At 70.0% G+C, this 13,687-nt stretch carries 12 protein-coding genes and 1 riboswitch; of the genes, 7 read left to right on the forward strand and 5 right to left on the reverse strand.

The genetic code is table 11. The features are described 5' to 3' along the window. Positions 1–94: 94 nt before the first annotated feature. Positions 95–2,218, reverse strand: a complete 2,124-nt coding sequence (locus OG214_RS09650) for a glycogen debranching N-terminal domain-containing protein (RefSeq protein WP_405984516.1) — start codon at positions 2,216–2,218, stop codon at positions 95–97. 136 nt (positions 2,219–2,354) lie between these two features. On the opposite strand from OG214_RS09650, the gene OG214_RS09655 reads away from it, so the two are divergent. The 6 genes from OG214_RS09655 to OG214_RS09680 all read left to right on the forward strand — a co-directional run bounded on the left by OG214_RS09655 (position 2,355) and on the right by OG214_RS09680 (position 8,838). After that, positions 2,355–3,404: a LacI family DNA-binding transcriptional regulator gene (locus tag OG214_RS09655; RefSeq protein WP_363082317.1), complete on the forward strand. Its 1,050-nt coding sequence runs from the start codon at positions 2,355–2,357 to the stop codon at positions 3,402–3,404. A gap of 158 nt (positions 3,405–3,562) precedes the next feature. Next, positions 3,563–4,807, forward strand: coding sequence for an extracellular solute-binding protein (locus OG214_RS09660; RefSeq protein ID WP_363082318.1), 1,245 nt, complete (start codon positions 3,563–3,565; stop codon positions 4,805–4,807). A gap of 176 nt (positions 4,808–4,983) precedes the next feature. Continuing rightward, positions 4,984–5,970, forward strand: a complete 987-nt coding sequence (locus OG214_RS09665) for a carbohydrate ABC transporter permease (protein WP_382866484.1) — start codon at positions 4,984–4,986, stop codon at positions 5,968–5,970. Beyond that, positions 5,967–6,950: a carbohydrate ABC transporter permease gene (locus tag OG214_RS09670; RefSeq protein ID WP_405984517.1), complete on the forward strand. Its 984-nt coding sequence runs from the start codon at positions 5,967–5,969 to the stop codon at positions 6,948–6,950. Before OG214_RS09665 ends, OG214_RS09670 begins: the two co-directional genes overlap by 4 nt. Before the next feature lie 266 nt (positions 6,951–7,216). Continuing rightward, complete coding sequence (locus OG214_RS09675) at positions 7,217–7,912, forward strand: ferritin-like domain-containing protein (RefSeq protein WP_363085208.1); 696 nt, start codon at positions 7,217–7,219, stop codon at positions 7,910–7,912. After that, positions 7,909–8,838 carry a ferritin-like domain-containing protein gene (locus OG214_RS09680; RefSeq protein ID WP_405984518.1) on the forward strand — a complete coding sequence of 310 codons (930 nt, stop codon included), beginning with the start codon at positions 7,909–7,911 and terminating at the stop codon, positions 8,836–8,838. Before OG214_RS09675 ends, OG214_RS09680 begins: the two co-directional genes overlap by 4 nt. A gap of 87 nt (positions 8,839–8,925) precedes the next feature. On the opposite strand, the gene OG214_RS09685 is transcribed toward OG214_RS09680, so the two are convergent. The 3 genes from OG214_RS09685 to OG214_RS09695 all read right to left on the reverse strand — a co-directional run bounded on the left by OG214_RS09685 (position 8,926) and on the right by OG214_RS09695 (position 11,323). After that, positions 8,926–9,348, reverse strand: a complete 423-nt coding sequence (locus tag OG214_RS09685) for a hypothetical protein (RefSeq protein ID WP_405984519.1) — start codon at positions 9,346–9,348, stop codon at positions 8,926–8,928. A gap of 133 nt (positions 9,349–9,481) precedes the next feature. Then, positions 9,482–10,204: an HAD family phosphatase gene (locus OG214_RS09690; protein WP_363085211.1), complete on the reverse strand. Its 723-nt coding sequence runs from the start codon at positions 10,202–10,204 to the stop codon at positions 9,482–9,484. Between the two features lie 225 nt (positions 10,205–10,429). Beyond that, positions 10,430–11,323, reverse strand: coding sequence for a ScbA/BarX family gamma-butyrolactone biosynthesis protein (locus tag OG214_RS09695; RefSeq protein WP_405984520.1), 894 nt, complete (start codon positions 11,321–11,323; stop codon positions 10,430–10,432). A 166-nt stretch (positions 11,324–11,489) separates the two neighbouring features. On the opposite strand from OG214_RS09695, the gene OG214_RS09700 reads away from it, so the two are divergent. Beyond that, positions 11,490–12,155 carry a ScbR family autoregulator-binding transcription factor gene (locus OG214_RS09700; protein WP_405987462.1) on the forward strand — a complete coding sequence of 222 codons (666 nt, stop codon included), beginning with the start codon at positions 11,490–11,492 and terminating at the stop codon, positions 12,153–12,155. A gap of 169 nt (positions 12,156–12,324) precedes the next feature. On the opposite strand, the gene OG214_RS09705 is transcribed toward OG214_RS09700, so the two are convergent. Further along, a complete protein-coding gene (locus OG214_RS09705) occupies positions 12,325–13,191 on the reverse strand; it encodes a transglycosylase SLT domain-containing protein (protein WP_405984521.1) in 867 nt (288 codons plus the stop codon). A gap of 4 nt (positions 13,192–13,195) precedes the next feature. Further along, positions 13,196–13,357: riboswitch (cyclic di-AMP (ydaO/yuaA leader) on the reverse strand. Positions 13,358–13,687 lie beyond the last annotated feature (330 nt).

Consider the following 13,687-nt stretch of genomic DNA (forward strand, 5'->3'; position numbering starts at 1 on the left):
TCGGCCCAACAGCGACACGGCCCCGCCGGCAACGGAAACCGGCGGGACTCCGGCCGCCGCCGGAGTCCCGCCCGCGCGCGGGGCAGGCACCCCCTCAACGCGGCGCCTGGTGCTCCCTCTTCACCTCCAGACCGGCCGGCGCCTCGATGTGCGCCGTACCGTCGGCGTCGACCGAGATGTCCAGCCGTCCGCCCGCGACATCGAGTCCCGTCACCGTCAGCGGCCGGTACGCCTCCGCGAACCCGGGCGCGACGGTGAGCGTGCCGCCGGGGACATCGGCGCTGAGCCCCAGGACGGACTGGAGCACCAGCACGGACGAGGCCGCCGCCCAGGCCTGCGGACGGCAGGACGCCGGATACGGCGAGGGCCAGGCGTCGGTCGCCACGCCATGGCCGGCGAAGAGTTCGGGAAGGCGCGCGTCGAAGCCCGCGGACGCGGTCAGCAGACCCGCCGCGAGCGACGCGGCCTCGTCCGGGAATCCGGCCCTGACCAGCCCGTGCACGGCGATCGCGGTGTCGTGCGGCCAGATGGAACCGATGTGGTAGCCGTACGGGTTGTAGCCCACCGAGTCACTGCTCAGTGTGCGCAGCCCATGCCCCGAGTCGAGATCGGGGGAGCTGAGCCGGGCGGCCAGCAGCGCGCTCTCCTCCTGGTTGAGCAGACCCGTGCCCAGCAGATGGCCGAAGCCCGAGGTGACCGAGTCCACCGGCTTCCTGTCGCGGTCGAGGGCGACGGCCGGATAGGCGCCGCGCTCGTCCTCCACCCAGAAGTGGGCGCGGAACCGGTCGGCCAGCCGCTCGGCCCACTCCTCCCACTCGTCGGCGCCGGAACGGCCGAAGGCGCGCAGCAGCGCGGCGCCGCCGCGGGCCGCCTCGTAGGCGTACGCCTGGACCTCGCAGAGCGCGATCGGCGCGGCGGCCAGCCGGCCGTCGCGGTGCCGGATGGCGTCGCCCGAGTCCTTCCAGCCCTGGTTGGCGAGGCCCCGTCCGGTGAGGTCGATGTACTTCAGGAAGCCGTCGCCGTCCGCGTCGCCGTGGTCACGCATCCAGGCGAGCGCGGACTCGGCGTTCGGCAGCAGCTGTTCGACCTGCTCGGGTGCGAGGCCCCAGCGCCAGGAGTCGTGCAGCAGGGTGACCCAGAGCGGGGTGGCGTCGACCGTGCCGTAGTAACTGGGCGGCAGGGCGAAGCTGTCGTGGAACTCCTGGGCGGCGCGGCGCACTTCGTGCAGGATCTTGCCGGGCTGCTCCTGGCTCTCCGGGTCGGACGCCGTGCCCTGGCGGCGGGCGAGGGTACGCAGCGTACCGGCGGCGAGTCCGGTGCCCAGCGGCAGCAGCATACGGGCCGCCCAGAGGGAGTCGCGGCCGAAGAGCGTGAGGAACCAGGGGGCTCCCGCGGCCAGGAACTGGTCCTCGGGCGCCTCGGAGTCGGTCAGCCGCAGCCGGTCGAGGTCGGCGGCCGACTGGTCGATCCAGTGGTCGAAGCGCCGGTCGGCGCTGCGCAGCGCCGGGACGCGCCAGGGCACGCTGTCCGCCGGGGGCGCCGGGAACTGGTCGCCGTCCTCGTGAGCGGCGTCACAGCGCAGTACGGCGGTCCAGACCGCGCCGGGCGCCAGCTCGATCTCGTACTCCAGCCGCCCTGCCGCCGGGTCGACGGCGGTGGGCTTCGGGGTGGAGACGAGCCGTACGGCGAAGGCCCCACGCGACCAGTCGAGTCCTCCCGCGAACGCGGTGGCGGTGACCACGGGCCGGGTGTCCCCGGTCTTGACGCGCTCCATCAGCGCGAGATCGGTGGCGGCGGTCACGATCAGCCGGAAACGGACATTCTGCCCCCCGGCGTTGATGACCTCCAGTGTCTCCTCCAGCCGCCCGGAGGTGATGGCCCGGCGCCGGTGCAGGGTGACGGCGGGGTCCGCGGTGTCCTCGCCGAGACCGCGCAGCACACCGCGGAAAGCGGCTCTGTCGGCACCGTCAAGGGCTCCGCGCACCGGTGCGATCGCGATGCCGTCGGCCGCCACGGTGAGCCGGGCCAGCGCCCTGCTGTCGCCGTGGTAGAAGCCGTCGGCGCCGCCGTCGATCTGACCGTCCGCGTGCGAGACGGCGAAGCTCGGCGCGTACAGCGTCACCACGGCGTCGTGCAGGAACGGCTGGAGGCCTTCGGCCGAGGGGGCGGCCCCCGCGACGGAGTTCGTTATGTCGTGGGTCTTGACAGTTGTATCCAACAGAGCAGAACCTCTCAGGCATTGGAGCGTTCCAAGAACCCTAACGACGACCTCAGGGCGTTGACAATGGCATTAGAACGCTCCAATAAACTCACACCGAACTCGCTCTGTACACGACCCGCCTCCGGAGACACCCATGCCCCGCTCCCCCGACACCCCCTCGGCCAAGGCCGGTCCAGTGACCCTGGCCATGGTCGCGCGACGGGCCGGGGTCTCTCCGCAAACGGTGTCAAATGCCCTCAACTCACCCGGGCTGCTCCGTCCTGAGACCCTGGAACGCGTCCGGCGGACCATCGACGAGATGGGCTACCGGCCGCACCGGGCCGCGCAGGCGCTCCGTACCCGCTCCAGCAAGCTGATCGGTTACGGCATACGCCCCATGCCGCCCGGGACCACCGCGCCGGTCATGGACCGGTTCCTGCACGCGCTCTCCCAGACCGCGGACGAGGCCGGCTACCGGGTGCTGCTGTTCGCCTCACCGCCGGGCGCGGGGGCGCTGGACGGCTACGAGGAACTCCTCGATCTGCACCGTGTCGACGGCTTCGTGCTCAGCGGCACCGACCGCGGCGACCAGCGCCAGGCGTGGCTGGCCAAGCGCGGCGTGCCGTTCGTGGGCTTCGGCCGGATGTGGTCGGGCCGTCAGATAGGCGACTGGGCGGATGTCGACGGCGCCTCGGGCACGGACGCCGCCGTGGACCATCTCGTCGGTCTGGGCCACCGGAAGATCGCGTTCCTCGGCTGGCCGCGCGGCTCCGGCGTCGGCGACGACCGCGCCGAGGGCTGGCAGCGCGCCATGCGCCGGCACGGTCTGCCGATCCGCGGCAGGCGCGCGCAGAGCGTCGACGACATCGACTCGGCACAGGCCGCCGCGGGACCGCTGCTGGACGCGGGCGCCACGGCCGTGATCGCCGCCAGTGACATGCTCGCGCTGGGCTGCTACCACGCCCTGCGCGAACGCGAGGCCGTACCGGGCGCTGACGTCGCCGTGGTGGGCTTCGACGACTCCCCCACCGCCGCGCTCCTCTCCCCCGGTCTCTCCACCATCGCCCAGCCGCTGGAAGCCGTCGGCCGCGAATGCGTCCGGCTTCTGCTGGCCAGGATGGCGGACCCGGACGCGCCGCCGGAGCGCGTCCTGCTCGAACCCTCACTCGTCGTCCGGGACAGCACACCGGTATTAGCCGGCTGAGCCCGTCCGGGCCGAGCCCCCGTTCACCCGCGCCCCCGCCGCGCCCACCCGCCCCCGCCGGAGCCGTCGTACGACGCGCCCCGGTGGCGGCCCATCGATTCACAGCACGCCCTTCCGGGCCGCTGAGCCGCACGTTTCATCCCTTTCAGGAGGAATTCATGGTCACCCGCACGGCCGTCGCCGCCCTCGCCACGTGCGCGGCGCTGCTGACCGCCACCGGCTGTTCGTCCAGCTTCGACGACAGCAAGGAGCCGGCCCAGGACAAGGCCGCCAAGCAGAGCCTGACGGTCCTCATCGCCACCTCGGGTGACGCCGAGACCCAGGCGGTCAAGACCGCCGCCGCCGCGTACGCGAAGAAGTCCGGCAACACGGTCACCGTCGAGGTCGCCAAGGACATGAACCAGCAGCTCGCCCAGTCCTTCGCCGGGCACAAGCCGCCGGACGTCTTCTATGTGAACTCCGACCAGTTCGCCAACTACGCCAAGGGCGGCTCGCTCTACGCATACGGCGACCAGATATCCGACGCCTCCGACTTCTCGGAGCAGCTGCGTACGTCGTTCACGTACGACGGCAAGCTGATGTGCCTGCCCAAGGACACCTCCACGCTCGGTCTCGCCATCAACACCGATCTGTGGCAGAAGGCCGGTCTGACGGAGAAGGACTACCCGAAGACCTGGGAGGAGCTGAAGACCGTCGCGGACAAGCTCACCACCGGCGGTGTCACCGGTCTGGTCACCAGCGACGAGTACCAGCGCCTCGGTGTCTTCATGAAGCAGGCGGGCGGCTGGGTCACCGACACGGACCAGAAGAAGATGACCGCCGACAGCCCCGAGAACGCCGAGGGGCTCGCGTTCGTCCAGTCGCTGCTCAAGTCGGGCTCGATGAAGTTCGCCAAGAACGTCGACACCGGCTGGGGCGGTGAGGCGCTCGGCAAGGGCAAGGCCGCGATGACCATCGAGGGCAACTGGCTCGACGGCGGTATGAAGCTCGACTACCCGGACGTCAAGTACGCCGTGGCGCCGCTGCCCGCGGGCCCGGCCGGCCAGGGCACGCTCGCCTTCAGCACCTGCTGGGGCGTGGCCGCCGACAGCGCGCACCGCGAGGCGGGCGTCGACCTCGTGAAGTCGCTCACCACCGCGGACCAGCAGATCGCCTTCGCGGACGCGTTCGGTGTGATGCCGTCGCGGACCAGCGCGCTCACCACGTACGCCGAGCAGTTCCCCGCGGCCAAGGCCTGGGTCGACGGCAGCGCGTACGCGCAGGGTCCGGTGACGATCGCCGGCTTCGACAAGGTGCTGAGCCAGTTCAACACCGATCTCCAGTCGCTGCGCACCGCCGACCCGAAGAAGATCCTCGCCGACCTCCAGCGCAACGGCGAACAGGCCATCTCGAAGGGCAACTGAGCCCGATGTCCATCCGCACGATGCGCGCGCCCCGCGCGCGCCGTACCCCCCGCGCGACCGGCACGCCAGGCGCTCCTGACGGCGCATCCGGCGGAACCGGTACGACCGCGACGGCCCGCGCCCGGCGCGCGGGCCGTCGCGGGGAGGGCGCCTGGGGCTGGCTGTTCGTCAGCCCCATGGTGGTGATCCTCGGTCTGTTCCTGGTCCTGCCCATCCTGATGGCGCTGTGGGTGAGCCTGCTGCGCTGGGACGGGCAGTCCAATCCGTTCTCCGGGCAGGCCGACTTCGTGGGTCTGGACAACTACCGGACCCTGCTGACGCAGGACGGTCTCGACCGCACGCTCTTCGCGACCGCCCTGCGCAACAACGCCTATTACGTACTGCTGACCGTGCCGCTCCAGACCATCCTGGCGCTGGGCCTGGCCCTGATCGTCAACCAGAAGATCCTGCGCGGGCGGGGCGCCCTGCGTACGACGTTCTTCTTTCCCTCGGTCACCAGCTCCATCGCTGTCTCCACGGTCTTCCTCTTCCTGTTCCAGGGCAGCGGGGCGGTCAACTCCCTGCTGTCGTGGATCGGGGTGAAGGGACCGAACTGGTTCGCGGATCCACGGGGAGTGCTCTCGCTGGTCCTGGGCGGTCTGGGGATCGTCGATCCCGAGCGGCCGGCCGGGGTGCTGGCGGACCACTCGGTCATGGGGCTGTCCTGGTTCGAGTGGCTCTCGGGCCCCTCGGTCGCGATGTGCACGATCATCCTGCTGGCCGTCTGGACCACCTCGGGCACCTTCATGCTGATCTTCCTCGCGGCGCTCCAGGACATCCCGCGCGAGCTGGAGGAGGCGGCGGCGCTGGAAGGCGCCAACCGCCGTCAGCTCCTGCGGTACGTGACGCTGCCCGCGCTGCGTCCCGTGCTGTTCCTGGTCCTCACGCTGGGACTGATCTCCACCTGGCAGGTCTTCGACCAGGTGTATGTGATGGGCCAGGGCGCCCCGGGCAATACGACGCTCACACCCGCCTTCCTGTCGTACTCCGCGGGCTTCGACAACGCGGACTTCGGCCAGGGCGCGGCGATCGCGTTCATCCTGCTCGCCCTGATCCTCTGTCTGACCGGGTTCCAGCGCTGGGTGCTGCGGGAGCGCGGAGCGCGCACCGGGAGGAAACGATGACCGCCACCGGTACGCCTGCGAGCGACCTCGACGGACAGACGGAACGCAACAGCCGGACGATACGGGAGGGCCGGGCGGAACGGGTCCGGCGCCGACGGGCCTCGCGTGACCAGGGACGCCCTGTGCTGCCCCGGTTCCCCGTTCCGCTGCGGGTGCTGGGGTACGCCCTGGTGGTCTGCGTGGGCCTGCTCTATCTGCTGCCGTTCGCGCTTCAGCTGGTGACCGGTTTCAAGACCGATCCGGACGCCGCCTCGCATCCGCTCTCCCTGCTGCCCGTCACCCCGACGACCGCCGCCTACCAGCGGCTCTTCGGGCTGAGCGAGTCCGGGGACGGGGTGCCCTTCCTGCGCTGGCTGAGCAATTCGGCGCTGGTGGCGGTGCTCGTCACAACGGGGCGGGTGCTGTTCGACTCGATGGCGGGGTACGCGCTGGCGCGGCTGCGCTTCCGGGGCCGTGGAGTGCTGTTCGCCTTCGTCCTCGCGGTGATGGCGGTGCCCGGGGTGGCGCTGCTGATCCCGAAGTTCCTGGTGCTCAACACCTTCGGGATCTTCGACACCTACACCGCCATGATCCTGCCGCTGCTGGTGGACGCGGCGGGCATCTTCATCATGAAGCAGTTCTTCGAGTCGGTGCCCCGCGAGGTCGAGGAAGCCGCGCGGGTGGACGGCGCGGGGGTGTTCCGTATCTTCTGGTCCGTCGTCCTGCCGATGGCCAGACCCGCGCTGATCACCCTGACCATCCTGTCCTTCCAGGGGTCGTGGAACGAGTTCACGCACTTCCTCGTCGCCACCCAGTCCGGCCAGTACGAGACGCTCACCACGGGCCTGGCCCGCTTTGTCTCGGGCGGTCTGGGCGGCGGTACGCAGTATCCGCTCAAGCTGGCCGCCGCGCTGCTCTCCACCCTGCCGGTGGCGGCGCTGTTCTTCTGCTTCCAGCGCTACTTCGTCAACGGCGCCAACTCGGGCGCGGTCAAGGAGTGAGTGCGGCACGGTGACGGGGAAGGGCCGGGGCCCGGCGGGAAACTCCCGCCGGGCCCCGGCCCGTACCACCCCGGCCCGTAGCGCTCCTGCCGGTACCACGCCGGGGCGCGCCGAACCCGCTTGCATCGTTTCTGCTCGTATTGCTCCGCCGATGAGGTGAAACACCCCCTCCCGTCGGTGCGGTCGGCGATCCACCGGCCCCCTCCTCGCGAATGTGTCGGTGAGAGTCCCGCGGTGGCGCGGGCGCCGAGCAGAAAGGGGGCGTGATGGGCGCGGAGCACATCGACACCCGATTGCTGGAGGAACTGACCGAGCGGTCGCAGGACTTGAACAGCGACGCCCGCAGAATCACCGGGAGCGCGCTGACCGACTTCGCCGCGGCGGAGTCCGCGTCGAGGAACGACATCACGGCGCTGGAGAGCGCCGCGTCGCTGGAGAACCTGCTGGTGAGCGTCTACCGGAGCGCCGTCGCGCTGCCGTTCGTCAAGAACGGGACCAAGACCGTCGCGGAGTTCTTCGACACCACCGCCCAGCAGCACCAGGCCCACGCCAAGGCGTTCAACGACGCCGCCGCCAAGGCGGGCGGCCGGGCCCAGACCCAGCCCGACGAGACCTACGAGGCCGTCGTCACCCGGGCGCTGCCGGCCGTCAAGGCCCCGGCGGACGTGGTCAGGCTCGCCCTGTATCTGGAGGACGTGGCCGCGCGGACCCACACCAGGAATGTGACCAGGGTCGCCGACACCAAGCTGCGCCGGCTCTTCGGCTCCGTCGCACCGGTCGAGGCGCAGCACCGCGCCACGCTGCTGGCCGTGCAGTCCCTGCTCGCCTCGGGCCACGAGAGCCTCATCGAGATCCCGACGGACGCCCCCAGACTGCCCGCGGCCGTCGGCAGCGCGGCCATTCCCGAAGTCTTCCAGCCGATCGCCAACGCCCGGCCGATGCCCGAAGGAGCCCTGAAGTGAGACGCGCGCGAGGCGGCTGGGAGCTGCCCATCAGTGAGAGCCAACTCGGCCGTCTCACCAAGGAGATGACGGAGGCTCACCAAGACACACTGCCCGCCCTGCGCGCGGACGCCGCGTCGCTCACGGAGCGGATCAGGGCGCTCGGCCCGGCGCGGCGCGGTGGTCTTGCGACGGGCGGGGACCGCGCCGGCCGTCTCCCGGCGGGCCTCGGGGCGGCGGACCGCGCCGCGCCGGCGAACGGTACGGGGAACACCGGCCCGGCCGACGCCGGACGCCGCCGCTTCCTGCTGGGCGCCGGAAGCCTCGGTGCCGCTTTTCTGCTGACCGGCTGCACCAGCGCCGGAACCGATGAGAAGGGCGCCTCCCCGCCGGGGGCGCCGGCGGACGTGCTGCCGCCCCGCGCCGCCGCGGACACGGTCATGTACACCGCGCACCTCAGATTCGTCGCGCTGTCGGCGGCCCTGGAGAACCAGGCCGTGGGCGCCTACGGATCGATCCTGGCGGCGGCCGGGGCGGAGAAGTTCGGCGCCGTACCGCCCGCCGTGTCGACCTTCGTGACCATGGCGATGGCCCACCACATCGACCACGCCAAGGCCTGGAACACGGCCCTGACGGACGCGGACAAGCCGGCCGTCACCGATGTGCCGCTGTCGAACCAGCGGGCGATCACCACCGCCCTGGCCAGGATCACCAGCGTCGACGACGCCGCCAAGCTCGCCCTCCAGCTGGAGGACCAGGCCGCGCAGACCTATCTCTTCGCCAGCTACAACGGCAAGAGCGCCGCCGGGATCGAGACCGCGGCCACCATCGCGCCGGTCGAGGCGATGCATGTCTCCATCCTGCGCTTCATCCTCGGACAGGATCCGGTCCCGGAGGCGTTCCTGCCCGAGGACATGGCGGCGACGCCGAGTCTGCTGACGGTGTGAGGAACACGGGATGGTACGAGGCATACGGGTGCGTGCCCGGCGGCGGGCACGCACCGGCCCCGGCGCGGGGGCGGGCACCCGGGCCGGTCATCCCGACCGCCTGATCCGCCAGGGAAGCCTGAGTCTGCGGCGGTAGCGGCGCGAGGGAGCCACGGGACCGGCCCCGCGGTACGGCGGGTCCTCGTCCAGATCCAGATACGGTCCGGCGTCTCCGTCCGCCGCCGACCGCAGTCCTGGTTTGTCGTACCGGGTGGCGGCGATCACCTCGACGAGCTGCTCCTCGGTGAAGACCTCGGAACCCCGCACATGCGGTACGAAGCCGACGAGTACGCCGTCCTCCACGACCTCGGCCCGTAGCCCCAGTACCTCGTCCATGTCCCAGATCGCCTCGCCCCCCTCGGCGAGCACGATCTGCACACCGCACTGATAGACACCCAGGTGGGCCATATGGGCCATGACGCCCCGGGCCCGCAGGGAGGACACGAGACGGCCGGCGCGTTCCTCGTCCATCCGATGCCCCATCTCCCTGTGCGGAGGCTTTTGAACGTATATGTCCCGTGGCCATCATGGTAGGCCGTTTCGCCGGGACGGCGAGTTCCGGGGGCAGCGCCCGATCCTGTCCCCGGGGCCACGCGTCGGCGCGTCAGCGGGTGGCGGGCATCACGGGCATCACGTCGAAGGAGACCTGGACCGGCACCCGGGCGCCGGTCCAGCCGCGCACCTCCGGTTCGTTCAGCGAGCGGACCCAGACGTCCACCAGCGCCACGATGTCCTCGCCGGGCCAGGGACCGACGCCCATGACCCGCATACCGGCCTCGGCGGCGGACCGGATCCCGCAGGAGGAGTCCTCGACCGCCAGGGTGTCGACGGGCTCGGCGCCGCACAGCCGTGCGGCGGCGAGATAGACGTCCGGGAGGGGCTTGGGTCTGATCTCACCCTCGGGCACCACGATGTGGTCGAAGTGGTCGAGCAGTCCCGCCGTGCCGAGGCAGGACTCGACGACTTCCCTCGGGCAGTTGCTGGCGACGGCGAGAGGGGCGAGGCCCGCCGATTCCTCGACGAGCCGGCGGGCGCCGGGCATGGTACGGGGGTTGTCGGCGACGAGCGCGCGGAAGTGCCCGAGCAGCAGGACGGTCAGGTCCTCGACGAGTTCCGGGCGTCCCGCCTCCTCGGCCATGAGGCGGCCGCATTCGGTGTAGTGCAGTCCCTTGGCCCGCTCGGCGAAGCCCGGCATGGGGGCGAATCCATACTCGCGCAGCGCCAGAATTCGAGCGTCCTGCCAGTGGATTTCGGTGTCCATGAGGGTTCCGTCGCAGTCGAAGACGATGGCCGCGGGAGTCCAGGAAAGGATGCGATGAGCTGTCATCCGATTGTTCCGTTCAGAAGAGCCCGATTAGCGGCAGCACTGGCCGCCGCGACAGTGCGAAACACCGCGGGCACGCTGGTCACCCGCTGTCGGGCGGGCGCGATCCGGGCAGTCGCGGCCTTATGGAGAAGGCCGGTTGAGGCGACCACCCAAGAACATAACGATCGCTACGCTAGAGAGGAAAACTATTGGTAGTCAAGTGACTTCACAGAGTATTCCCAGGCTTTACCTGTAGCGGAGGACGCCAAAAGCCTTCTGTTCCCCGTCCTGGAGAAAACGGAACACACAGATGTCGTGGTGGGGCACGCAGATAATTCGAGCGGGCGGACTGTATTCGATAAAGCGTGCTGCTTCGAGTCGTCCGCCGGTGGGACGCAGCAGAGCGCCCCGGCTTTCCACGGCGGCGGCCTGGCGCGCGGCTTCCAGCAGAATGATGCCGGGAACATGATCCGTGGCGTGGTCGAAGAAGAAGGGGTGCCGCGGGTCGGCCGGATCGACCAGGAGGGTGGAGCCGTCGAGTCCCAGGACGACATCGTGCGCGCCCGTCACCCCCAGCCCGCGGAAGTCGGGGCGGGGCGGGCCGGTCGCACTCCCCGGTGCGGCGAAGCGCTGACGGCCGGTCCGTACGGCGTCGTACCGTTCGCCGTCCATGACGCGCGCACCGCCCCCGGCCCGCGCGAACACCGTCCCCCGGGCGGAGAAGGAGACATCGAGCCGCAGTCCGGTGACCGCGCCGTCCTCGGCGGCGCGGCGCACCTCGCTCGCCCGTACGGCGCAGGTCACGCCGGTGGCACCGGAGACCGCCCGGGGTTCCGCCGACGGGTCGATCCCGAAGAACAGATCGGTGATGAGCAGATGCGCGGTGGGCGCGACATCGAAATACCGGAGCGGGATATAGATCCCGAGCTGGCGCAGAGTCTCGACGATCATCAGCGGACTGTGCAGATCGGCGCCGTCGCGCGGGAAAGTCGGATGGGACCGGGACCAGGACGCCGCGGCTTCGAATCCGCCGTCCGGACTCCGCCGTACATCGGTGAGCAGCACCTCGGCCACGGAGTCCCGGTGCACCATCTCGCGTGCGACCGTACGCGACCAGGACAGTGGGCGGACGTCCTCCATGGTGCCGACGATCGATGCCTCAGCAACCGTTGTATTCATGCGACAAGAACACCGCAATTTTCGTTGCTACGCACCCCAGCCCGGAGCCGCCAAGCCCGCCACGCCCGGTGGGAAAAGCCGCTACATTGCCTGCTGTCATTTAACGGAACGGCAATCCGAGGTACACGTGCGGGTTCGGGTGGAGCAGGTTCGGGCGAAAACGACGCGGAGGTTTCTCCTGGAAGCGGCGGCACAGTTGTTCGATGAGCGGGGTTACTCAGGCACCAGTATCAGCGATATCAGCGCGCAGTCCGGCCGTACCAGCGGAGCCATCTACTTCCACTACGCCAGCAAGGAGAATCTCGCCCTCGCCATTGTCGAGGAGCATTTCGCGACCTGGCCCGATCTGATCGACCGTTACAGCTCGTCCGACCGCCCGGCGCTGGAACGGCTGGTCGCGCTGAGTTTCGAGGTGGCGAGGGCCTTCCGGGACGATGTGGTCATCCGCGCGGGCGCCCGGCTCTGGGCGGAGCGCACCGCTATCAATGTCACGCTGCCGAGACCTTTTGTGGGCTGGCTGGAAACCGTCACCAAACTTCTCGAAGAGGCCCGGCAGGAGGGGGAACTCACGCAGGGCGTCACCCCTCAGGTGGCCGCGCACGGACTCGTGTGCGCCTTCTTCGGACTGCACACCGTCTCCGACGCACTGGAGGGGCGCCGGCAGATCGAGGAAGCGCTGCACGATCTGTGGCTGCTGCTCCTGAACGCCCTTCAGCCGGACCCGGATCCGGCGGCCCTGCTCGCGCGGGTGCGTGAACACCCCCTCGCACCTGTGCCCGCCGGAGGGCGATGAACCGAGGGCGGCGGCGGACGGGCAGATGGCCGGACCCGGCCGGGACGGAGGGATGTCCCGGCCGGGTCCGGCCGTCTGTGCGGGTGCGCGTGTGCGCGAGCGCGCGGGTCTGTACGGAGGTGACGGTACGTCAGCGTCGACCGCCGCCGGAGCCTGTCGGCGGGGCCTGTCAGTAGGGGCCGTTCACATTGTCGATCGAGCCGTACCGGTCGGCCGCGTAATTGCACGCGGCGGTGATGTTGGCGACCGGGTCGAAGCTGTCCATCGACGTACCGGGCACGTGGTAGGCCTGGAACGTGGGGTCGATGACCTGGAGCAGGCCCTTGGAGGGCGTACCGGCGGCGGCGTTGGAGTCCCAGTTGTTGATGGCCGACGGATTGCCGGAGGACTCACGCATGATGTTCCGGTAGATACCGTCGTAGCTGCCGGGGATGCCCTGGGCGGCCATGACGTCCAGCGACTCGTTGATCCAGCCGTCCAGATCGTCGGTGTACGTCTTCGGGGCCGCCTGGGTGACGGTGTCGCTCGTATCAGCCGTAGCGTCCTCGGTGGCAGCCGTCGCGTCCTCGGCGGTCGCCGTAGCGTCCTCCGTGGTCGCCGTCGTTTCCTCGGTGGCCGGTGTGGCGGTTTCCTGCTCGACCACGGCGGTGGCCGGTGCGGTGGTCGCCGACGTGGCGGTGGCCGGTGTGGCGGTGGCGGGCGGGTCGGACGCGGTCCTCTCACCGAGGGTCAGTTCGACGCCGGGGTGGATCAGTGCCGGGTTGCCGCCGATGACCTCACGGTTGTTCTCGTACAGCTTCTTCCAGCCGCCGCTGACGGAGTGCGCCGCCGCGATCCTGGAGAGCGAGTCCCCCGCGACGACGGAGTAGGTCTCCGGATTGTCCTTCTGCGTCGCGGCGGCGGGCGACGACACCGCCTCGGCGGTGGTCGCGGCGATGAACGGGAGCGCGAGTACGGCACCACCCGTGCCCACGACGGCGAGACCTCGGGCGAACGGGCTGGTTCTGGGGCGGCGGTGCTTGGCCTGTGCGGGCATGACGAATTCCTCTCCGTCGCCTGCGAGGTGAGCTGTCGGGTTCGGGCTGGAGCTGCCCGGCCGCGGTATGAGCGCGGCTTCACCCCAAGCCGGTCCGGATTCCGGAACGGCGCCTTACCTGGGTCCCCCGCTCCTGCCGTGCGTGAGTGGATTCGGTTTCCGGACGGCGGCAGGATTCGGCGGTCCGTCCGGATTGACGTGAACGTAGGCGGAACGTCCGGACAAAAACAAGACCTGAATTCACAGCGCGATCCCGGCGGACGAATCCAGAGCGGAATGATCCGGTTACACAGAAGTCATCCGGGAGCTCAACTCTCGCTCCCCGGGAGCGAAATGGCCAAGGCGACGGGAAGCATGGAACACCGCCGATGTGACGCACATCATGACCCTTGACGGAATTTCTGACGTCACAACACCGTACAGAGAATGCCAAGGTGTACCAATACTACTCAAATGCACCATGGGAAGAATGCGGGCAAAACGCCCATACAATTAC

Origin of the sequence: Streptomyces sp. NBC_00872 (assembly GCF_045161915.1) — a bacterium.
Classification (GTDB): Bacteria; Actinomycetota; Actinomycetes; order Streptomycetales; family Streptomycetaceae; genus Streptomyces.